The organism is Azospirillum brasilense (genome assembly GCF_003349955.1).
GTDB classification, from domain to species: Bacteria; Pseudomonadota; Alphaproteobacteria; order Azospirillales; family Azospirillaceae; genus Azospirillum; species Azospirillum brasilense_B.
This window is the reverse complement of record NZ_QLKQ01000005.1, coordinates 111,840-132,714: the sequence shown is the minus strand read 5'-3', so window position 1 is coordinate 132,714 and position 20,875 is coordinate 111,840. Positions and strand designations below refer to the sequence as shown.

At 70.5% G+C, this 20,875-nt stretch carries 20 protein-coding genes; 15 read left to right on the top strand and 5 right to left on the bottom strand.

Going from position 1 to position 20,875, the window contains the following annotated elements; genetic code table 11:
- Nucleotides 1–113 precede the first annotated feature (113 nt).
- Genes DXK32_RS03885 through DXK32_RS03865 form a run of 5 tightly spaced genes read right to left on the bottom strand, consistent with a single transcriptional unit; the run spans nucleotide 114 to nucleotide 5,396 of the window.
- Nucleotides 114–1,286 (bottom strand): acyl-CoA dehydrogenase family protein, encoded by a 1,173-nt coding sequence (locus DXK32_RS03885; protein ID WP_114857326.1) that lies wholly within the window; start codon nucleotides 1,284–1,286, stop codon nucleotides 114–116.
- 34 nt (nucleotides 1,287–1,320) lie between these two features.
- Complete coding sequence (locus DXK32_RS03880; protein WP_205215638.1) at nucleotides 1,321–2,580, bottom strand: dihydrolipoamide acetyltransferase family protein; 1,260 nt, start codon at nucleotides 2,578–2,580, stop codon at nucleotides 1,321–1,323.
- A gap of 2 nt (nucleotides 2,581–2,582) precedes the next feature.
- Nucleotides 2,583–3,371, bottom strand: coding sequence for an enoyl-CoA hydratase/isomerase family protein (locus tag DXK32_RS03875; protein WP_114857324.1), 789 nt, complete (start codon nucleotides 3,369–3,371; stop codon nucleotides 2,583–2,585).
- A gap of 24 nt (nucleotides 3,372–3,395) precedes the next feature.
- Nucleotides 3,396–4,370 (bottom strand): alpha-ketoacid dehydrogenase subunit beta, encoded by a 975-nt coding sequence (locus DXK32_RS03870; RefSeq protein WP_114857323.1) that lies wholly within the window; start codon nucleotides 4,368–4,370, stop codon nucleotides 3,396–3,398.
- 6 nt (nucleotides 4,371–4,376) lie between these two features.
- On the bottom strand, nucleotides 4,377–5,396 hold the full coding sequence (locus tag DXK32_RS03865) for a thiamine pyrophosphate-dependent dehydrogenase E1 component subunit alpha (protein WP_114857322.1): 1,020 nt from the start codon (nucleotides 5,394–5,396) through the stop codon (nucleotides 4,377–4,379).
- A 476-nt stretch (nucleotides 5,397–5,872) separates the two neighbouring features.
- Here DXK32_RS03865 and DXK32_RS03860 point away from each other — a divergent pair, with 476 nt between their 5' ends.
- The 15 genes from DXK32_RS03860 to DXK32_RS03790 all read left to right on the top strand — a co-directional run bounded on the left by DXK32_RS03860 (nucleotide 5,873) and on the right by DXK32_RS03790 (nucleotide 20,855).
- On the top strand, nucleotides 5,873–7,084 hold the full coding sequence (locus DXK32_RS03860; protein ID WP_114857321.1) for an ABC transporter substrate-binding protein: 1,212 nt from the start codon (nucleotides 5,873–5,875) through the stop codon (nucleotides 7,082–7,084).
- Between the two features lie 167 nt (nucleotides 7,085–7,251).
- Nucleotides 7,252–8,136, top strand: coding sequence for a branched-chain amino acid ABC transporter permease (locus DXK32_RS03855; protein WP_114857320.1), 885 nt, complete (start codon nucleotides 7,252–7,254; stop codon nucleotides 8,134–8,136).
- A gap of 9 nt (nucleotides 8,137–8,145) precedes the next feature.
- Nucleotides 8,146–9,942 (top strand): branched-chain amino acid ABC transporter ATP-binding protein/permease, encoded by a 1,797-nt coding sequence (locus DXK32_RS03850; RefSeq protein ID WP_114857319.1) that lies wholly within the window; start codon nucleotides 8,146–8,148, stop codon nucleotides 9,940–9,942.
- The gene (locus tag DXK32_RS03845; RefSeq protein WP_114857318.1) at nucleotides 9,935–10,669 is read left to right on the top strand and encodes an ABC transporter ATP-binding protein; all 735 of its coding nucleotides are present in this window, start codon (nucleotides 9,935–9,937) and stop codon (nucleotides 10,667–10,669) included. The genes DXK32_RS03850 and DXK32_RS03845 overlap by 8 nt, the downstream gene beginning before the upstream one ends.
- A 133-nt stretch (nucleotides 10,670–10,802) precedes the next feature.
- Nucleotides 10,803–11,969: an iron-containing alcohol dehydrogenase gene (locus DXK32_RS03840; protein WP_114857317.1), complete on the top strand. Its 1,167-nt coding sequence runs from the start codon at nucleotides 10,803–10,805 to the stop codon at nucleotides 11,967–11,969.
- A 230-nt stretch (nucleotides 11,970–12,199) separates the two neighbouring features.
- The gene (locus DXK32_RS03835; protein ID WP_114857316.1) at nucleotides 12,200–13,039 is read left to right on the top strand and encodes an IclR family transcriptional regulator; all 840 of its coding nucleotides are present in this window, start codon (nucleotides 12,200–12,202) and stop codon (nucleotides 13,037–13,039) included.
- A complete protein-coding gene (locus DXK32_RS03830) occupies nucleotides 13,036–14,184 on the top strand; it encodes a thiolase family protein (RefSeq protein WP_114857315.1) in 1,149 nt (382 codons plus the stop codon). The genes DXK32_RS03835 and DXK32_RS03830 overlap by 4 nt, the downstream gene beginning before the upstream one ends.
- Before the next feature lies 1 nt (nucleotide 14,185).
- Complete coding sequence (locus DXK32_RS03825; protein ID WP_114857314.1) at nucleotides 14,186–14,611, top strand: Zn-ribbon domain-containing OB-fold protein; 426 nt, start codon at nucleotides 14,186–14,188, stop codon at nucleotides 14,609–14,611.
- Nucleotides 14,612–14,637: 26 nt separating this feature from the next.
- A complete protein-coding gene (locus DXK32_RS03820) occupies nucleotides 14,638–15,021 on the top strand; it encodes a MaoC family dehydratase (RefSeq protein ID WP_114857313.1) in 384 nt (127 codons plus the stop codon).
- Between the two features lie 2 nt (nucleotides 15,022–15,023).
- Nucleotides 15,024–15,425: a MaoC family dehydratase gene (locus DXK32_RS03815; RefSeq protein WP_114857351.1), complete on the top strand. Its 402-nt coding sequence runs from the start codon at nucleotides 15,024–15,026 to the stop codon at nucleotides 15,423–15,425.
- Nucleotides 15,422–16,168 (top strand): enoyl-CoA hydratase/isomerase family protein, encoded by a 747-nt coding sequence (locus DXK32_RS03810; protein ID WP_114857312.1) that lies wholly within the window; start codon nucleotides 15,422–15,424, stop codon nucleotides 16,166–16,168. Before DXK32_RS03815 ends, DXK32_RS03810 begins: the two co-directional genes overlap by 4 nt.
- A 75-nt stretch (nucleotides 16,169–16,243) precedes the next feature.
- Nucleotides 16,244–17,389, top strand: coding sequence for an ABC transporter substrate-binding protein (locus tag DXK32_RS03805; protein ID WP_114857311.1), 1,146 nt, complete (start codon nucleotides 16,244–16,246; stop codon nucleotides 17,387–17,389).
- Nucleotides 17,390–17,540: 151 nt separating this feature from the next.
- Complete coding sequence (locus tag DXK32_RS03800; RefSeq protein ID WP_114857310.1) at nucleotides 17,541–18,404, top strand: branched-chain amino acid ABC transporter permease; 864 nt, start codon at nucleotides 17,541–17,543, stop codon at nucleotides 18,402–18,404.
- Nucleotides 18,405–18,420: 16 nt separating this feature from the next.
- Nucleotides 18,421–20,124, top strand: coding sequence for a branched-chain amino acid ABC transporter ATP-binding protein/permease (locus DXK32_RS03795; RefSeq protein WP_114857309.1), 1,704 nt, complete (start codon nucleotides 18,421–18,423; stop codon nucleotides 20,122–20,124).
- Nucleotides 20,121–20,855: an ABC transporter ATP-binding protein gene (locus DXK32_RS03790; RefSeq protein ID WP_114857308.1), complete on the top strand. Its 735-nt coding sequence runs from the start codon at nucleotides 20,121–20,123 to the stop codon at nucleotides 20,853–20,855. Before DXK32_RS03795 ends, DXK32_RS03790 begins: the two co-directional genes overlap by 4 nt.
- Nucleotides 20,856–20,875 lie beyond the last annotated feature (20 nt).

Here is a 20,875-nt window from a genome sequence, read left to right as displayed (position 1 = left end):
GTCCGGCGTTGCCCGCCGGCTTCGCTGTCTATACGACCTCACGTGCCGGTCGGGCTTCGGCCGCATGTGCGGCCGGGACCGCGGTCGCGGTCCGAAGCGGATCGTAATCCGCTTCAGTAGGATTTCGGCATGCCGAGATCGTGCATGGCGATGAAGTTCAGCACCATCTCTTCCGACACCGGGGCGAAGCGGAACAGCCTTGCGTCGCGCCACAGCCGCTCGACATGGTATTCCTTGGCGTAGCCCATGCCGCCCATCGCCTGCATCGACCGCTCGATGGCGTGGGACGCCGCCTGCGCCGCGATCAGCTTGGCGATGTTGGCCTCGCTGCCGTAGGGCAGGCCGGTGTCGCACAGGGACGCCGCCTTCAGGTTCATCAGCCGGGCGCATTGCAGCTCGGCGTGGGCCTGGGCGAGCGGGAACTGGACGCCCTGGTAGGCGGCCACCGGCTTGTCGCCGAAGACCTTGCGGTCCTTGGCGTAGTCCACCGCCAGCCGGATGGCGAGGCTGCCGGCGCCGACCAGTCCGGCGGTGGTGACGATGCGCTCGGTGTTCAGCACGTCGAGAAGCTGGTGCCAGCCGCCGTCGAGCGTGCCGATCAGCTCGTCCGGCTCGATCCGCACGTCGTCGAAATAGACGGTGCTGGAAGCCAGCGTGTTGGTGCCGACCTTCTCGATCGGCTGGTGGCTGAGCCCCTCGCGGTCGACGTCGATCAGGAACAGGCTGATTCCGGCGGTGCGGCGGCCCGCCTCCTCCAGCCGGGTGGTGCGGGCGACCACCAGCATCTTCTGCGCGTCGGGCACGCCGGTGATCCAGATCTTCTGGCCCTTCAGCCGCCAGCCCTGGCCGTCGGCGTGGGCGAAGGTCCGGATCTCCAGGCTGTTGGAGCCGGCGTTCGGCTCGGTCAGCGCCATGCAGAAATTCAGCTTGCCCTGGATCAGGGCGGGCAGCATGGCGTCCCTCTGCGCCTTGCTGCCGAACTTCGCCAGCGCCACGCCGCCAAAGATCGGGTTGATCATGAAGAGCTGGGCCAGCGTGGAGCCGCCGCCCGCCGCCGACAGCGCCTCCACCACCAGCGCCATGTCGAGCATGCCGAGGCCGGAGCCGCCATACTCCTCCGGCAGGGAGACGCCGCCGAGGCCGGATTCACAGATGCCGGCCCAGGCCTCGGTCGGGAAGCTCTTCTTCGCGTCCTGCTCGCGCCAATAGTCGGGACCGAACTCGGCGCCGACGCGCGACGCCGTCTCGATCATCAGGCGCTGTTCTTCGGAAAGCTGGAAGTCCATGGGAGGTCTCTTTTTCAGGTCAGGCGGCTTTGGTTCAGGGTGCGCGAAGCAGGCGGAAAGGCCGCTCCAGCCCGGCGATGATGCGGTTGAGGAAGGCCAGGGCGGTCACGCCGTCGAACAGCCGGTGATCCGCCGACAGGACGAGGCCGAGTTCGCGTTTCAGCACCGGGGCTCCCGCCGCGTCGGGACGGAAGACGGAGCGAACGCTGCCGACGCCGAGGATGCTCGACTGGCCGGGGTTGATGATCGAAGTCATGTAGGTGACGTTGTGCATGCCGGCGTTCGACACGGTGACGGCGCCGCCCTGGAAGTCCTCTTCGGTCAGGCGGCCGTCGCGGGCGCGGCGGGTCAGCGCCGCCGCCTCCTCCGCCAGCCGGTCGAGCGGCAGGGCCGCCGCCCCGCGCAGCACCGGGGCGACCAGCCCGCGCGGGGTGTCCACCGCCATGCCGATGTCGCCCCGGCCCAGGGCGAGGATCGCGCCGCCGGGAGCCTCGTCGTCCCACACCCGGTCCATCTCCGGCATGACGGCGAGCGCCCGGCCGACCGCGGCCAGCACCAGATGGGTCATCGAAATCCGCTGGAGCCCGGATTCCGTGTCGGCGTTCAGCCGGTCGCGCAGGGCGGCCAGCTCCGTCACCTCGGCCTCGGCGGCGAGGTAGAAGTGCGGCACGTCGCGCTTGGCGGCGGTCAGGCGGCGGGCGACGGTCGCCTGAAGGGTGGTGGGCTTCGACCGTTCCCCGGCGGGAGTCTCGATCTTTGGCGCCTGGGGCTCGGGTTGGGGCGCTGGTTGGGGCGTGGGCCGCGTTTGGGCCGCCGCCTCGACATCGGCGACCTTGATGCGGCCACGCGGGCCGCTTCCGGTCACTGCCGCTAGATCGACGCCCAGCCCTTCGGCGCGGCGGCGGGCGAGGGGAGTCGACAGGATGCGCTCCCCGTTGCTGCGGACCGGAGCGGGCAGGGGCCGGGCGTTGGCGGCGCCGGGCGTCGGGGCGGGTATCGGGGCGGCCTTCGCGGCGGGCGTCTCCGCCGGCTCCGGAGCGGGGGCGGCGCCCGCGCCATCGGCGGACCAGCGGGCGATCGGGGTGCCGACGGCCACCGTCTCGCCGGCCGGGATGGTCGTCTCGATCAGCACGCCGTCGCTGTCGGCCTCGACCTCCGAGGCGATCTTGTCGGTTTCGACGACGAGCAGCACGTCGCCGCTGCGGAAGGGCTGGCCGGGAGACACCCGCCATTCGGCGAGCACCCCCTCGGTCATCGTCAGCCCCAGCTTGGGCATCACCAGTTCGCGGACCATGGTCATTGCCCCGTGAAGGCGGCCTTGCGCTTCTCCAGGAAGGCGCGGCAGCCCTCGTGCGCGTCCCGGCTGTCGAGCACCAGCCCGATCATCGCCTGCTCGTAGGCCAGCGAGGCGCCGAGCGGCATTTCCGCGCCGTGGCGCAGCGTGCGCTTGGTCAGTTTCAGGATCAGCGGCGACTTGGCGGCGATCTTGTGGGCGGTGGCCATCGCCTCGGCCATCAGCTCGGCCTTGGGCACGGCGCGGTTGACCAGCCCCCAGGCGACGGCCTCCGCGGCGGTGAACTGGTCGCCGGTGAAGACCAGCTCGCGCGCCCGGCAGGCGGGAATCTGGCGCAGGATGCGCTGGGTGCCGCCGGCGCCGGGGAACAGGCCGAGGTTGATTTCCGGCAGGCCGAACTTCGCGCTGTCGGCGGCGATGCGGATGTCGAGCGACAGCACCAGCTCGGTCCCGCCGCCGAGCGCCCAGCCGTTGACGGCGGCGATGGTCGGCTTGTCGCAGGTCTCGAACCGGCGGAACACCCGGTGGACGACCTCCGCGAAGTCGAGATAGTGGGCGAGGCCCTGGCGGCTGTCGAGGTCGGCGATGTCGCCGCCGGCCACGAAGGCGCGCTCGCCGGCCCCGGTGACGACGATGACGTGCACGCCGTCGTCGGCCTCCAGCTCGCCCAGCGCCCGTTCCAGCTCCAGCAGGGTCGGTACGTCCAGCGCGTTGAGGGTCGTCGGGCGGTTGATGGTGATCAGGCCCACGGCGCGGTCGCGGCTGGTCAGGATGGGGCGTTCGTCCGTCATGATGCTGGTCCTCCCGTGGGGCGTTCAGGCGAGCGTGCTCTTGACCGCCGCGACGATCCGGTCGGCGTCGGGCAGATAGGCCGCTTCGAGGGTCTTGGCGAAGGCGATGGGCATGAAGGGCGCGCCGACCCGCAGCACCGGGGCGTCGAGGTCGTCGAAGGCGTCCGACGCGATGCGCGCGGCGATCTCCGCCCCGACTCCGAAGGCCTGCACCGCCTCGTGCGCGATCACCACCCGGTGGGTCTTGGCGACGGAGGCGAAGACAGCCTCCTCGTCCCAGGGCTGGATCCAGCGCAGGTCGACGATTTCCGCCTCGATGCCCTCGGCGGCCAGCCGGTCGGCGGCGGCGCGGGCGGCGTAGAGGGTGGCGCCGTAGGTGACGATGGTGGCGTCGCGGCCCGCCCGGTCGATGCGCGCCTTGCCGACCGCGCGCGGGGCGTTCACGTCGATGTCGCCCTGAAGCGCGTAGAGCGCCTTGTTCTCGACGACGACGACGGGGTCCGGCGCCTCGATGGCGGCGCGCAGCAGGCTGTAGGCGTCGGCGACGGTGGCCGGGCAGACGACGCGCAGGCCGGGGATGTGGGCGAACCACGCCTCCAGGCACTGCGAATGCTGCGGCCCGGCGTTCAGCCCGCCGCCGTGCGGCGTGCGCAGCACCATCGGCACGCTGCACTGCCCGCCGAACATGAAGCGGGCCTTGGCGGCCTGGTTGACCACGGCGTCCATGGCGAGCGTCACGAAATCCATGAACATGATCTCGACCACCGGCTTCATGCCGGTCAGCGCGGCGCCCACGGCGGCGCCGACCAGGGAGGCCTCGGAGATCGGGGTGTCGCGCACCCGCTCCGGCCCGTGGGCGTCGAGCAGGCCGCGGGTCGCCTTGAACGGCCCGCCGGCGGCGGCCACGTCCTCGCCCATCAGCATCACGGCGGGGTCGGCGGCCATCGCGTCGTTGAGGGCCTGGGCGACGGCGTTCACATAGCGCAAAGGCTTCGGCATCGGAGGTCAGGCCCCGGCGGTGAGGGTGGCGGTCGGCGTGTAGACGTCGCGGAAGGCGGCGTCCACGTCGGGCAGGGCGTCGGCGCGGGCGGCCTCCAGGGCGTCGCGAATCTCGGCGTCCACCGCGTCGACCAGGGCGGCGAGCGCCGATTCCTCGACCCCGGCGGCGAGCAGCGCCTCGGCGGAGCGGCGCAGCGGGTCGTTCCGCGGCAGGCCGGCGATCTCGTCGGCGTTGCGGTAGCGCTGCGGGTCGCCCTCGAAATGGCCGTGCCAGCGGGTGGTCAGGCATTCCAGGATGCGCGGGCCGCCGCCGTTGCGGGCGGCCTCCACCACCTCCGCGGCGGCCTCGGCCACCGCGGCGACGTCGTTGCCGTCCACCTTCCGGTGGGGCACGCCGAAGGCCGCGCCCAGCTTGTCGAGAGTCGCGGCGAACTGGGTGGAGGTCGGCGAGAATTCCGACCAGCCGTTGTTCTCGCAGACGAAGACCATCGGCAGTTTCCACAGCGCCGCCATGTTCAGGCATTCGTGCAGCGCGCCCTCGGCCATGGCGCCGTCGCCGAAGAAGGCGACCGCCACGCCGCCGGTGCGCCGGGTCTGGTGGGCGAGCGCGCTTCCGGTGGCGAGCGGCAGCCCGGCCCCGACGATGCCGTTGGCCCCCAGCACGCCCAGCGACAGGTCGGCGACGTGCATGGAACCGCCGCGCCCGCCGCAGATGCCGCCGGCCCGCCCCATGATCTCCTTGAAGAAGAGGTCGAGTTTCACCCCGCGGGCCAGCACATGGCCGTGGCCGCGGTGGGTGGTGGCGAAGCTGTCCCGTGGCCCCAGCGCGCCGACGACCCCGGCGGCCACCGCCTCCTGCCCGACGCTGAGATGGATGAAGCCGGGGATCTCGCCGTCGGCGAACAGCCGGGACAGGGTCGTCTCGGTCGCCCGGATCGTTTGCATGGTGCGGTGGAGCGCCAGCCGCCGGTCGGTTGGGATTGGGTTGGCCGGAATCGGATCTGCCTGAGCGGCGGATGACGGCATGGATGCCTCCCTTCGCGTTTCTTCCGCGCTCCGCCGGTGTGTGTGGGAAAGCGCGGTGCGGAGTCGATGCTCCGTTGGTCGACCAAACAATGAATGATGATTCATGTTTCAGTCAAGCAGTCTGTTTGTTCGCATCCCGGCTTCCCCCTGCTGGGCGGGGCTATCACAAGTTCCCTCTCCCCTCCGGGGAGAGGGTTAGGGTGAGGGGGATGCGCTTTTGCCGGACATATCGCCATGCGCAACCCCCTCACCCGCCCTTCGGGCCACCCTCTCCCCAGAGGGGAGAGGGCTATAAAGGCCAGATGCGATTGCCCGGCGGGATGGTTTGGTGCGGCTTCGGCGTCAAGTGCATCCCGCTCAAATACACCGTTGCGCGGACAGTTGGCGCGCGTTACATTCTCGATGAAAAATGACTCATGGTTCATTCAAAAAGGCTGGGTCGCAGGCCCCGCCGCATAAGGGAGGAAAAAAGCGCCATGCACCGTCGTTCCGTCATCCGCTTGCTCGGGGCCGCCGTCACGCTGACCTCGGCGCTCGCGCTGTCCGCCGGGTCCGCCGCCGCGCAGGACACCATCAAGATCGGTATGACCTCGGCCCTGACCGGCCCCTACAACGAGTATGGCGAGGGTGGGCGGCGCGGCGTCGAACTCGCCATCGAGAAGTGGAACGCCAAGGGCGGCATCAACGGCAAGACGATCGAGCTGGCGATGCTGCTCGACGACCAACTCGTGCCCGACCGCGCGGTGCAGAACATGCGCCGGCTGCTCGACAACAAGGAGCTGGTCGCCATCATCGGCCCGGCGGGCAGCGGCCCGACGCTGGCGGTGATCGAGATGGCCGCCGCCGACGGGCGCCCCTACATGAACCCGGTGGCGCAGACCCCGACCGTCACCTACCCGGACGGCGGCAAGCCGCGCCCGAACGTCTTCTCCTTCGCGCTGCAGAACGACGTCGAATCGACGGTGCTCGGCCGCTACGTCGCCAGCCAGTTCAAGAAGCCGGGGCTGGTCCATGAGAGCACGGCCTACGGCGTGTCCGGCGCCGACATGATCGCCAAGGAGCTGAAGGCGGCGGGCGGTGCCGTGGTGGCGACGGAGACCTACAACCAGCGCGCCCAGGACGTGACGGCGCAGATCGCCCGCCTCCAGCGGGCCGGGGCCGACGTGGTGGTCTGCGTCGGGCTGGGCGCCGATCTGGCGGTGATCCGCCGCACCATGGCGCGGCTGAACTTCAACGTGCCGCTGGTCGCCTCCAACGGCGCCCTGTCGATCCCCTACCAGGAGGCCGCCGGTGATCTGGTGACCGGCACGCGCGGCTCCATGGTTTACGTCTTCGGCGAGGAGACGCTGAACCCGGCGGCCCAGGGCTTCGCGGACGCCTACAAGGCCAAGTACGGCACCGACCGCTGGTGGGGCAACGACCCGCAGCGCCCGCAGATCTTCATGTCGCTGTCGGTCAGCAACGCCTACGACGCCGCCGACGTGCTGTTCGAGGGCATCAAGCGCGCCAACTCCACCGATCCCAAGGCCATCGCGACGGCCATCGAGGGCATCCAGGGGCTGCGCGGGGTGAACGCCACTTATTCCTTCTCCGCCACCAAGCACCACGCCATCGCGCCGGAGGATGTGGCGATCTTCGAGTACGTGAAGAGCGGCGACAAGATCGGGCTGACGATCGTCAGGAACTGACGGGGTTCCCTCTCTCCTCCTTTCGTCTCCGGAGCGATCCCCCCTCTCCCCTCTGGGGAGAGAGGCGGGGTGAGGGGGATGTCGGGGGACGGAAAGCGCAGGCGATGCGGGACCCCCTCACCCTAACCCTCTCCCCGGAGGGGAGAGGGAAGAAAAAGGACGACGCCATGCAATTCGTGCTGCAACTCGTTTTCGCCGGCGTCTGCGTCGGCGCGGTCTACGCGCTCATCGCCATGGGGCTGTCGCTGACCTTCTGGACCACGCGGACGCTGAATTTCGGCCAGGGCTCGCTGCTGATGACCGCCTCGGTGGCGACGGTGGCGATGCTGGGGGCCGGGATGCCCGCGGCCCTCGCCGTGCCGCTGGGCATCCTGCTGGCCGGCGGGCTGATGGTGGTGGCGGAGCGGATCGCCATCCGCCCGCTGCTGAAGTCCGGCGACAGCATGGGCTGGGTGGTGTCCACGCTGGGGCTCGGCATCTTCCTCCAGGGCTTCGTCTCCAGCGTCTTCGGGTCGCAGGCCATCGCCTTCCCGTCGCTGGTCTTCGACAGCCTGGATTCGGTGGACGTCGCCGGGGTCCAGGTGTCGTCGCAGTATCTCGCCGTGCTCGGCCTGTCGCTCACCCTGATGGTGGCGATGGAGCTGTTCCTGCGCCGCTCCGCCTGGGGTCGCGCGGTGCGGGCGGTGTCGCACGACGCCGACGCGGCGGCGCTGGCCGGCATTCCGGTGCGCCGGGTGATCGTGCTGTCCTTCGTCGCCAGCGGCGTGCTGGCCGGCATCGCCGGGGTGATGGTGGCGCAGATCACCGGCACCGTCGATCCCAGCTTCGGCTTCAACCTGATGGTGCTGGGCTTCGTCGCCGCGGTCTTCGGCGGCATGGGCAACACCGCCGGCGCCCTGGTCGGCGGCATCGCTCTCGGCGTCATCGAGAAGCTGGTCGGCGGCTACGTCTCCACCGCCGCCGAACACGGCATGGCCTTCGCCATCCTGATGGTGATCCTCGCCATCCGCCCGCAGGGCCTGTTCGGCCGCAAGGAATTCACGAAGGTGTAAGGGCCAGCGATGCGGAATCTCCTCTCCTTCCTCACCCGGACCCCGGTGGTCGCGGCCCTGCTGGTGGCGCTCGGCGTCGCGGCGGAGTTCGTCAGCGGCGCCACCGTGCAGATCTGGTCCTTCCTTCTCGTCAACGTCCTGCTGGCCCAGAGCATCAACCTGCTGACCGGCGTCGCCGGTCAGATCTCGCTGGGCCACGCCGGCTTTCTCGGCATCGGCGCCTACGGCTCCGCCCTGCTGATGAAGAACTTCGGCCTTCCGCTGCCGCTGACCCTGCTGGCCGGGGCGGCGATGGGGGCCTTCAGCGGCTGGCTGCTGTCCTTCGCCGCCGGGCGGGTGCGCGAGTTCTACCTCGCCATGATGACGCTCGGCTTCGGCATGATCTTCTACGAGGTGGTGCGCGAGTGGACCTCGGTCACCGGCGGCATGATGGGGTTGAGCGGCGTGCCGTCGCCCGGCCTGCGCACGCTGACCCTGTTCGGCTGGTCCGTCGGCCCGACCGCCTATTTCCAGATCATGCTGGCGGTGGTCGCGGGCGTGGTGTGGCTGCTGCGGAACTTCGTCACCAGCCCCTTCGGCCGCGCCTTCTTCGCCATCCATGTCAGCGAAGTGGCGGCCGGCAGCATCGGCGTGCCGCGCGCCCGCACCAAGCGCAACGCCTACATGCTCAGCGCCGCGCTGGCCGGTCTGGCGGGGGGCTTCTACGCCCATCTCGTCGGCTATCTCGGGCCGGAGACCTTCGGGCTGCACCGCTCGGTGGAGGTGCTGGTGATGGCGGTGGTCGGCGGGCTGGGCACGCTGGCCGGGCCGGTGCTGGGCGCCGTCGTCTTCACCTATCTGCCGGAGAAGCTCCAGATCTTCGCCGAGTACCAGTTCATGGTCTACGGCCTGATCCTGCTGCTGTCCTTCGTCCTGCTGCCGCGCGGGCTGGCCGGTTTGCTGCTGCCGCGCCCGCGCTTCGCCAAGGACGTGGCGCCGCTGCCCGCCCCGCCGCCCGCCGTTCCGAAACCATCGGGGAGCGGGCCGCTGCTGAGCGCGGAGGGGGTGTCCATCAGCTTCCTCGGGCTGCGGGCGCTCGACAACGCGTCGGTCACCGTGGGGGCGGGGGAGATCCTCGGCCTCGTCGGGCCGAACGGGTCGGGCAAGAGCACGCTGGTCAACATCATCAGCGGCATCTACCGGCCGGGCGACGGGCGCGTGACCTTCGACGGCGGCGCCATCACCGGCCTGCCCGACCACGCGGTGGCGCGGCGGGGAGCGCTGCGCACCTTCCAGGATCCGCGGCTCGTCCCCGCCTTCACGGTGCGCGAGAACGTGCTGCTCGGCGGGCACCGGCTCTACCGGCAGAACCCGCTGGCGGCGGCGCTGAACCTGCCGGGCGCCCTGCGCGAGGATGCCGCGATGCTGGGCCGCGCCGACGCCATCATCGCCATGGCCGGCCTGTCGCATCTGGCCGACACGCCGGTGCGCGACCTGCCCTACGGCGACCAGCGGATGACCGAGCTGTCGCGCGTCATCCTCGCCGACCCGCGCCTCGTCATGCTCGACGAGCCGGCGGCGGGCCTGTCGGAGGTCGAACTGCAACGGCTGGGCGGACTGGTCCGCCATCTGAAGGAACGGGGTGTCGGCGTGATCCTGATCGAGCACCACATGGATTTCCTCAACGAGCTGGTCGACCGCGTGGTCGTGCTGGACAGCGGGCGGGTCATCTACCAGGGCGGCATGGCCGGCATGTACCGCGACCCGGCGGTGGTCGCCGCCTATCTCGGCACCGAAACCCAGCCGGGGGAGGCCGTCCATGCCTGACCGGATCAATCCTGTGGGGGGCCTGGAAATCCACGGGCTGGAGGTCCGCTACGGACCGGTGGAGGCGGTGCGCGGCGTCTCGCTGCGCGCCGAGCCGGGGACCATCACCGCCATCCTGGGCGCCAACGGGGCCGGCAAATCCTCGCTGATGAAGGCGATCTCCGGCCTGGTCCCGGCGACGGCGGGGCGCATCACGCTGGACGGCGACGACATCACGCGGCTTCCTCCGCACGAGCGGGCGCGGCGCGGCCTGTCCCACGCGCTGGAGGGGCGCCGGCTGTTCCACCGCATGACGGTGGAGGAGAATCTGAAGGTCGCCTGGGACTTCCGCAACCGCGGCGGCAGCTTCCGCGCGGTGGCCGACCGCGTCTACGATCAGTTCCCCATGCTGGCGCCGCGGCGGCAGACCCCGGCGGGGATGCTGTCCGGCGGCCAGCAGCAGATGGTCATCCTGTCGGCGGCGCTGATCCACGAGCCGCGCTATCTGCTGCTCGACGAGCCGTCGCTCGGGCTGGCCCCGGTGATCGTGCAGCAGATCTTCGGCTTCATCGAGTCCGTCTGCCGGGAGCGTGGTACGACCATCCTGCTGTGCGAGCAGGTGGCGGCCATCGCCCTGCGCGTCGCCCATTCCGGCTGCGTGCTGCGGCGCGGGCAGGTGGTGCGTGGCGGTCCGGCGGCGGAGCTGGCCGCCGACCCGGCGCTGTCGGCGGCGTATCTGGGCGGGTGAGTGGTTGCGGAGGTGCCCCCACCCCGGCCCTCCCCCGCTTTGCGGGAGAGGGGGAATGGTTCCCTCCCCTGCGCAGCGGGGGAGGGTTAGGGTGGGGGCAAGCGTGCGCACACAAGAACGGGAGGGAACCCCCATGCAGTCGGGTGTCTACGAGTTCCTGGCGCAGGACCGCGTCATCTACGGCCGCCCGGCGGCGGAAGCGGTGGCGGAAACCGTCGCCAAGCTGGGAAAACAGCGCGCGCTGATCGTGGCGAGCCGGACGCTGAGCCGAGCCACGGGCGTCGTCGCCGCCATCCGCGACGCGCTGGGCGCGCGTTGCGCCGGGGTCTTCGATTCCTGCGTCGAGCATGTGCCGCGCGCCTCCGTCCTGGCGCTGGCCGCGGAGGTGCGGCGGCTGGAGCCGGACCTGATCGTCACGGTCGGCGGCGGCACGCCCATGGACACGGTGAAGGTCGCCCTGGTCGCGCTGGCCGAGGGCATCACCGACACCGCCGGCTTCGACGCCGTGCGCATCCGCGTCGCCGGGGACGGGACCCGCATCGTCCCGCCGGTGAAGGACCCGCCGCTGCGCCAGATCATCGTGCCGACCACCCTGTCGGGCGCCGAATTCTCCAACCTCGGCGGCGCCACCGACCCGACGCGGCAGGTCAAGGACCTCTACACCGGGCGGCACATCGGCGGGCAGGTGGTCATCCTCGACCCCGCCGTGACCGTCCACACGCCGGAGCGGCTGTGGCTGTCCACCGGCATCCGCGCCGTCGACCACGCGGTGGAAACGGTCTGTTCCCGCAAGCCGCAGCCCTTCACCGACGCGACCTGCCTGCACGGGCTGGCGATGCTGGCGCGCTCCCTCCCCGCCAACCGGGAGAGGCCGGACGATCTCGACGCGCGGCTGGACAGCCAGCTCGGCGTCTGGCTGGCCTCGACCGGGCTGGGCCGGGTGGAATGGGGGGCCAGCCACGGCATCGGACACCAGCTCGGCGCCGTCGCCAACGTGCCGCACGGCCATTGCTCCTGCGTCATGCTGCCCAGTGTGCTGCGCTGGAACCACCCGGTGAACGCGGACCGCCAGCGGCTGGTGGCCCGGGCGTTGGGGCGGGAGGACGGCGACGCGGCGACGGCGGTCGCCGATCTGGTGCGCGCCCTGGGGCAGCCCGACAGCCTGCGGGCGGTCGGCGTGACGCGCGACCATTTCGCCGCCATCGCCGCCGGGGCCATGCAGAACATGATGGTCCGCAGCAACCCGCGCCCGGTCACCGGGGAGGACGACGTCCGGGAGATCCTCGAACTTGCCTGGTGATCCGCAGGCGCCACCACTCCGCGCCACCACCGTACGGCCCGAACGGCCCCGCCCCTCCCGGCGGGGCCGTTTCGCGTTCGGGATGCGAAGGGGAGCAGCCGTGCAAAATGACTATGGGGGTATGCATTTCAAACAATGCCAAGGGCAGATAATTGGTTTGACCAACAATATTTGTGCACTCATAATCTTCATAGAAAATAAAATTCTCAATAGAGAACGGAGGGCACGCGATGCTCACCGACGACCAGGACCGGGAGTCCTTCACCCTTTCGACGACCTTCAACGCCGGCAAGCCGGTCGGCGCGGTGGTCAGCGCCTTCGCGATCCTGCGCCATCTGGCGGCGCAGGACGGGGCGGTGTCGAGCGCGCAGGTCGCCCGCGCGCTCGGCCTCAACCCGAGCACCTGCTTCAACATCCTGAAGACCCTGGCCGCCGAGCGGGTGGTCCAGTTCGAGGAGGTCGGCAAGGCCTACCGGCTGGGCGCCGGGCTGCTGGAGCTGGCGGGCAGCGCGCTCGATCAGGTCGGCTACACCCGGCTGCTCCACCCGGAGCTGGAACGGCTGGCCGCCGCGTGGCAGACGCCGATGACGGCGTGGCTGCGGGTCAGCGATCACCGCGTCATGCTGGTGGATCAGGCGGTGTCCAGCTCGGCCATCCAGATCCACATGCGGATCGGCCACCGGCTGCCGCTTCTGGTCGGCGCGCTGGGGCGTTGCATGGCGGCGCACGCCGGCCTGCCGGTGGAGGAGATGCGCCGCCAGTACGCCGCCGTCCGCCAGGACAACCCGCCACCCTTCGAGCAATTCCTGGCCGAGGTGGAGGAGGCGCGGGCCGCCGGCTACGCGGTGGACCGCGACGGCTTCACGCGCGGCGTGACGACGGTGTCCAGCCCGATCCTCGACGCCGAGGGCCGGCCCTTCCTGGCGCTGTCGGCGGTCGGGCTGACCGCGCAGTTCTCCGACGAGCGGGCCACGGCCATGGCCGCCGACCTGCGCGACACCACGCGGCGCATCGGGCGGCTGCTCGCCGGAACGGGCCGAACCGTCCCCCAGCGGGAGAGCATTCGATGACCCCGGTGATCTCCGGAGCCGCCGACACCGCCGTCGGGCGGCTGGACGGCAGCGGGTGCATGGCGCTTCACGCCGAAGCGGCGTCCGCGGCGCTGGCCGACGCCGGCCTGCGGGCCGACGAGGTGGACGGCGTGCTGTGCGCCTATTCGCTGGCCGAGCCGCATCTGATGCTGTCGTCGGTCTTCAACGAGTATTTCGGCATCGCGCCGTCCTACAGCGCCGCCGTCCAGGCCGGCGGGGCGACCGCCTGCGCGCTGGTGATGCAGGCGGCGGCGCTGGTGCGGGCGGGCATCTGCCGCAACGTCCTGGCGGTCTGCGCCGACAACCGCCTGACCGGGCTGGGGCGCAGCGGCGCCGTCGCCGCGCTGGCCGAGGTCGGGCACCCGCAGTTCGAGCGCCCCTACGGCATGTCGATCCCCGCGGCCTACGCGCTGGTCGCCCGGCGTTGCATGCATGAACAGGGCGTCACGGCGGAGCATCTCGCGGCTATCTCCGTCACCCAGCGCGGCCACGCGCGCCGCCACCCCAAGGCCCAGGCCCGCGACCCGCTGACCATGGAGCAGGCGCTGTCCGCCCGCATGATCGCCGACCCGTTGCGGCTGTTCGATTGCTGCCTCGTCTCCGACGGTGGCGCCGCCCTGGTGATCAGCGCCGCCGACGTGGCGGCCGACCACACGGACCGCGCGGTGTCGATCCTCGGCTACGGCCAGATGAACACGCACGAGCACGCCTTCGCCATGCCCTCTCTGACCGATTTCGGTTGCCGGCAATCGGCGGCGCAGGCCTTCGCCATGGCCGGGCTGACCCCGGCGGACATCGACGTGGCCGAGATCTACGACAGCTTCACCATCACCCTGCTGGCCGAGCTGGAATCCATCGGCTTCTTCCCGAAGGGGGAGGCCGGTCCGGCGATCCTCGACGGCGCGCTGGAGCTGGACGGGGTTCTGCCCTGCAACACCCACGGCGGGCTGCTGTCCTACGGCCATTCCGGGGCGGCGGGCGGCATGTTCCACATCGTCGAGGCGGTGCGGCAACTGCGCGGCGAGGCCGAGGCCCGGCAGGTGGCGGGGGCGGAAACCGCCTTCGTTCACGGCGACGGCGGCATCCTGTCCGCCCACTGCTCGCTGATCCTGGGGAGGGCGTGAGATGAGCGCGACCGATCCATCCCCCATGAAGCCCGTGCCGCTGGTCACCGCGGACACCCGCGCCTTCTGGGACGCCTGCGCGGAGGGGGCGCTGACCTTTCAGCGCTGCGCCGCCTGCGGCCACGTCCAGTTTCCGCCGCGGCCCTTCTGCACCGAATGCCGGGCCACAGGGCCGGGGACGGAGCGGTCCGCCGGGCTCGGCACCATCCACAGCTACACCATCGTCCACCGGGCGCCGACCGCCGCCTTCAAGGCGGACACGCCCTACGTCCTGGCGCTGGTCGATGTCGACGAGGGCTTCCGCCTGATGGTCAATCTGCGCGGCTGCCCACCGTCGGACGCCCGCATCGGCCTGCGCGTCCGCGTCCTGTTCGAGCCGCTGGCCGGCGGCGGCGCGCTGCCGCAGGTCCGGCCCCTGGTGGAGTGAACCCAACCCTTCGGGAGGGACCATCCATGCATTTGTTCGACACGCTCCAGGAGGGCGCCGCCTTCGGCGCCGAGGAGCTTCACCTGTCCGACGCGCTGATGGAGCGCTGGACCAGCCTCTATCCCGACGACCCGCCGGACGGGCGGATGCCTGCCGGAATGATCGCGGTGGCGACCATGCGGGCCTATTCCAGCCTCGTCGTGCCGCGCCCGCCGGGAAACATCCACGGCTCCCAGCGGTACGAGATGCTGCGCCGCCCGGCGGTCGGGGAGCGGTTGACCACCCGCATCGCCTGCGCCGGAAAGGAGCTGAAGCGCGACCGCCGCTGGGTCCATTTCGACACCGAGACGGTGGGGGAGGACGGCACTCCCTGCTTCCGCGGCCGCATGACCATCCTGTGGGCGGCCTGACCATGGCGGACGGGACGACCACCATCGACCGCCTGACCCCGGTCACCAAGCGGATCGACCGCGCGGCGATCCGGCTCTACGCCGAGCTGACCGACGACTTCAACCCGATCCACGTCGATCCCGACTTCGCGGCGACGACGCCGATGAAGGGCATCATCGCCCACGGGCTGCTGTCGGTGAATCTGCTTTGGCAGTCGGTCCGCCGCAGCCTGGGCGAGGCGGCGGTGTCCGACGCGACGCTGGACATCCGCTTCCTGCGCCCGGTGCGCGAGGACGACGTGGTGACCGCGGGCGGCCAGCGCCGCCCCGACGGCGACGGCTACGACGTCTGGATCGACAACCAGCATGGGGAGACGGTGATCGCCGGTCGCATGCTGCACGGGGCGGGGAGGGCGACGTCATGACCGGCACCCTGCTGGTCCGCGACGACGGCGACCTGCGGCGCATCACCCTGAACCGCCCCGCGAAGATCAACGCGCTCGACACCGTGACCCTGCGCGCGCTGGCCGAGGCCGTGGACGGCGCGCCCGTTGCCGGAGCGGCCCTGGTGGCGATCGACGGGGCCGGACCGCGCGGCTTCTGCGCCGGCGGCGATGTCGCCGAGATGAGCCGCGGGGCCGAGGCCTTCGCCGCCCAGGAGGAGGCGCTGCGGGCGGCGATGCAGGCGCTGCACGGTTCGGCGGTGCCCGTCATCAGCGTCGTGCATGGCCGGACGCTGGGCGCCGGCTGCATCGTGGCGTGCCTCAGCGACCTCGTGCTGGGGGCCGACGATGTGCAGTTCGGCTTTCCCGAGATGCGCTTCGGCCTCTACCCGGCCTTCGTCCACGCCGCGCTGACCGAACGGCTGCCGGCGGCGCTGGCCTTCCAGATCCTGGCGGGGGGCCGGATGATGGACGCGGCGCAGGCCTACGGTTTCGGCTTCCTGACCGAGATATTGCCCGCCGACGGCTTCGCCGAGGCGGCGGAGGCGCGCATCGCCTGGTACCGCGACCGGCTGGACGCCCTGGCGGCGGGCCGGCGCATCCTGCGCATGGAGGACCGCCCGTCGATGGCGGACAAGACCGCGCGGCTGGCCCCGCTGCTGGCCGAGAACCACGCCGCGCCGTCGGTCCGGCGGCTGCTGTCCGGGCTGTCTTTTGCCCGCTGATTTCTTTCGAAACGGCAACGAGTCCCGCCAACGGGACCGCGTCACCCCCGAACAACGGATTCCTGGGAGGGAACGATGTCGAAACGCACCCTGTTCGCAGCACTCGTGCTGAGCAGCGCGCTCACCAGCGGCGCCGCCCTGGCCGCCGATCCGGCGGTCTACAAGATCGGCGGCATCTTCGCGATGACCGGCGCCTCGCCCCATTACGGCAAGGTGATGAGCGCCGGGGCGCAGCTCGCCGTGGACGAGATCAACGCCCAGGGCGGCATCGACGGCGTCAAGCTGCAACTGGTCATCGAGGACCACAAGAGCGGCAGCGCCCAGGCCGCGGTCGCCGGCATGAACCGGCTGATCGACGTCGAGGGGGTGAAGGCGGTGCTGCCCTCCTTCTCCACGGTGACGCTGGCCACCATGCCCATCGGCGACCAGAAGAAGGTGATGATGATCAACGGCGGCGGGGTCAGCGCCCAGACGGTCGGCACCTCCCCCTACATGTTCAACATCCGCTCCATGGCGTCCGATCTGGCCGCCGGCATCGCCCACCGCGCGGCCGAGCAGGGGGCGAAGAAGCTCGCCCAGATCGCCATCAAGTCGGAGTTCGGCGACGCCACCATCGCCGCCACCACCAAGGCGTGGGAGGGCATGGGGCTGAAGATGGTCGCCGCCGAGCAGTTCCAGGCCGACGCCGCCAACATCGACACCCAGGTCGCCAAGCTGCGCGCTTCCCAGCCCGACGCCATCGCCAACTGGCCGACGACACCGCAGGCCGGGCTGGCGGTGAAGCGCATGCGCGAGCTGGGCATGAAGCAGCCGGTCTATTGCATGGAATGGACCGCCGAGGACACCAAGGTCGCCGGCAAGCACGCCGAGGGGGTGGAGGTCGTCACCGACTACTTCGCCGCCACCGACGAGAACCCGTGGTCCAAGCGCTTCGCCGACGCCTACAAGGCGAAATTCGGCGAGATGCCGGACTTCTACGCCGCCAACTACTACGAGGGCGTCTACGTCATCGCCGAGCTGATCCGGCGGGCGAAGGCCAAGGGCGGCGACTATTACAGCGGCGAGCGTCTGGTCCAGGCGCTGTGGGAGAATCCGACCTTCGACAGCGTCTATGGCAAGACGCTGACCTTCCGCAAGAACGGCGTGGCGCAGAAGCCGGTGGCGGTGTTCCGCCTGGAGAACGGCGAGCAGACGTTCGTGAAGTTCACCTCGGGCGACTGATCGCCGGTCCGCCCGACTTAGCCCTCTCCCCTCCGGGGAGAGGGGAGGGTGAGGGGGTTGCGCTTTTGCCGGACGCTCCGACACGCGCATCCCCCTCACCCCAACCCTCTCCCCGGAGGGGAGAGGGGGAAAAAGACAGGAGCGCCATTCCATGGATCTGCTCATCCAACTGACCCTGAACGGTCTGTTCAACGGCGCGCATTTCGCCCTGCTGGCGATGGGCTTCGCGTTGATCTTCGGGACGACCGGCGTCGTGCATTTCGCCTACGGGCCGGTCTACGCGGTCGGCGCCTACGCCATCTGGGCGCTGGCGGCGCTGGTCGGGCTGCCCTTCTGGTTGGCGGTGCTGCTGGGGATCGCCTTCACCGCGGCGCTCGGCGTCGGCTGCTACCTGTTCATCTACCGCCCGTTCGAGATCAGCGGCAGCCCGCCCTTCGTCGTCCTGGTCGCCTCGCTCGGCCTGTTCATCGTCATGAAGAACCTGATCGGCATCGTCTTCGGCACCGGGGTCAAGACGGTCGACAGCGTCGCCTACGACGTGCATTTCGTCGGCAACGCCTTCTTCACCACGGTGCAGCTGGGGCAGGTCGCGGCGGCGCTGCTGGTCGGTTGCGGCATCGCGCTGTTCCTGCGGGCCAGCCGCTACGGCAAGGCCATCCGCGCCATGGCCGACAACCGCGAGATGGCCACCGTCATCGGCATCGACACGACGCGGCTGTCCATCCTGGTCTTCGCGCTGGGTTCGGCGGTGTCGGCGGTGGCCGGGGCGCTGGTCCTGCTGCGCGACGGGCTGAACCCCAACATGGGCTTCGGCGCGGTGTTCGTCGCCTTCGTCGCGGTGATCGTCGGCGGGGTGGGATCGCTGCGCGGGGCGGTCATCGCCGCCTTCCTGCTGGCCTTCGTGCAGAGCCTGGGTATGTGGCAGATCCCCACGGAGTGGCAGAACACCATCGTCTTCGTGGTGCTGTTCGGGTTCCTGCTCGCCCGCCCCTCCGGCATCGTCCGCCGGGCGTGAGGAGAGGGACACAGCCATGGAATATCTCGCCCACATCCTCGTCATGGTCTGCCTCTACGGCATCCTGGCGACCTCCTTCAACCTGCTGATCGGCTTCGGCGGCATCTTCGCCTTGGCGCACGCCACCTTTTACGCCAGCGGCGCCTACGCCGCCGGCATCCTGGGGACGAAGCTCGGCATCGGCTTTCCCCTGACCCTGCTGGCCGGGGTGGTGGTGACCGCCGGCCTCGGCCTGCTGGTCGCCTTTCCCGCCATGCGGGTGGGCAGCCATTATCTGGTCGTCATCACGCTGGCGCTGCAGGCCATAACCATCGACGTGCTGATGAACAGCAAGCCGCTGACCGGCGGGCCGGACGGCATCGCCGGCATCCCCCCGGTGTCGCTGTTCGGCACGGCGCTGACCAGCCCGGTGACCTTCCTGCCGCTGGCCGCGGTGATGGCGGCGCTGTGCTGCGCCGTCGCCTGGAGGCTCGGCGCCTCGCCCTTCGGACGCTCCCTGCGCGCCATGCGGGAGAACGAGGCGGCGGCCCAGGCGGTCGGCAAGAACCTCGTCCGCATGAAGCTGGTGGTCTTCGCGATGTCGGCGGGGCTGGCCTCGGTCGCCGGCACGCTGATCGCCCACTACATCGCCTTCGTGAACCCGGAATCCTTCACCATCGAGGAGACCATCCTCATCCTCGCCATGGTGATCCTGGGCGGCATGGGCAATTTGTGGGGCTCGCTGGCCGGGGCGGCGATCCTGGTGCTGTTGCCGGAGGGGCTGAAGTTCGTCCATGTGCCGGGCGACATCGCCGACATGGTGCGGCAGGTGATCTACGGCGTGGTGCTGATCGTCATCCTGCGGCTGCGCCCGGAGGGGCTGTTCCCCGAGACGGTGTTCCGCACCCCGACCGGGGCCGCGCGGTCCAGCGTTCCCGCCAACGGCCCGCTCTCCAGTGCCGTGGAGCGCGCCGGCGGAACGCCGGGGGAGGTGGTGGTTTCCGCGACCTCCCTGTCCAAGCATTTCGGCGGCATCCAGGCGGTGAAGGACCTGACCATCGACCTGAAGCGCGGCGAGATCGTCGGGCTGATCGGCCCCAACGGCGCCGGCAAGACGACCGCCTTCAACCTGCTGTCCGGTTTCCTGCGCCCGACCGGCGGCACCATCCTCTACCGGGGCCGCGACGTGACGACGCTGAAGCCGCACGAGGTGGTGGCCGCCGGGTTGGCCCGCTCCTTCCAGGACCTGAAGCTCTTCACCAAGCTGACGGTGGTGGAGAACATCCTGGTCTCGCTGCCCGCGCAGCCGGGCGACCGCCCGCTGGACGTCTATGTCCGCCCCGGCCTCGTCCGCCGGGCCGACCGCGAGAACGTCGCCCGCGCGCTGGAGATCGCCTCCTTCGTCGGGCTGCTCGCCAAGGCCGACGAGACCGCCGCCAACCTGTCCTACGCCGAGGAGAAGCTGCTGGTCATCGCCCGGCTGCTGGCGACCGGGGCCGACGTTCTGCTGCTCGACGAGCCACTGTCCGGCCTCGACACCGTGACGGTGGAGCGCATCTGCGGGGTGATCCGCGACCTCGCCCGCGCCAACAAGGCGGTCTGCATCATCGAGCACAATCTGGAGGTCATCCGCGGCGTCTGCGACGAGATCGTCTTCATCGACGAGGGCCGCGTGCTGACCAAGGGACCGCCGGACACGCTGATGCGCGACCGCGAACTGGCCGAGAGGTATTTCGGATGACCGAGATTCACACCATGCCGATCGCCGAACCCGTCCTGGAGGTGCGCGGCCTCAGCGCCGGCTACGGCAAGCGGGCGGTGGTTCACGAGGTCGACCTGACGGTGCGGGCCGGCGAGATCCGCGTGCTGCTGGGCCACAACGGGGCCGGCAAGACGACGCTGGTGCGCTCCGTCTTCGGGCTGCTGCGGCCCTCCGCCGGGACCGTCCGCTACCGGGGGGAGGACATCACCCGGCGGCGCTGCGCCGACAACGTGAAGGCCGGGATCGCGCTGGTCCCGCAGGGGCACGGCATCTTCCGCAGCCTGACCGTGCGCGAGAATCTGGAACTCGGCGCCTACACGGCCCACGACCCGGCGGAAATCCGGGCGAACCGCGACGCGGTGATGGACCTGTTCCCGATCCTGCGCGAACGCGCCGGCCAGATCGCCGGCACCATGTCGGGCGGCCAGCAGCAGATGCTGGCGATGGGCATGGCGCTGATGCACCGGCCCGACGTGATGATCCTCGACGAACCGTCGATCGGCCTCGCCCCCAACCTCGTCCAGCGGGTCATGGAGGCCATCGCCGAGGTGAACCGGGCGCTGCGCATGGCCGTGCTGATGGTCGAGCAGAACGTCGTCCACGCCCTGCCCATCGCGCAAAGCGTCACCGTGCTGCGCACCGGCCGCAAGATTTACGAGGGCCCGCCCGAGCCGCTGGGCGACCGCCAATACCTGATGACCCTTTTCTGAAGAATTCCGCACAGAAGGAC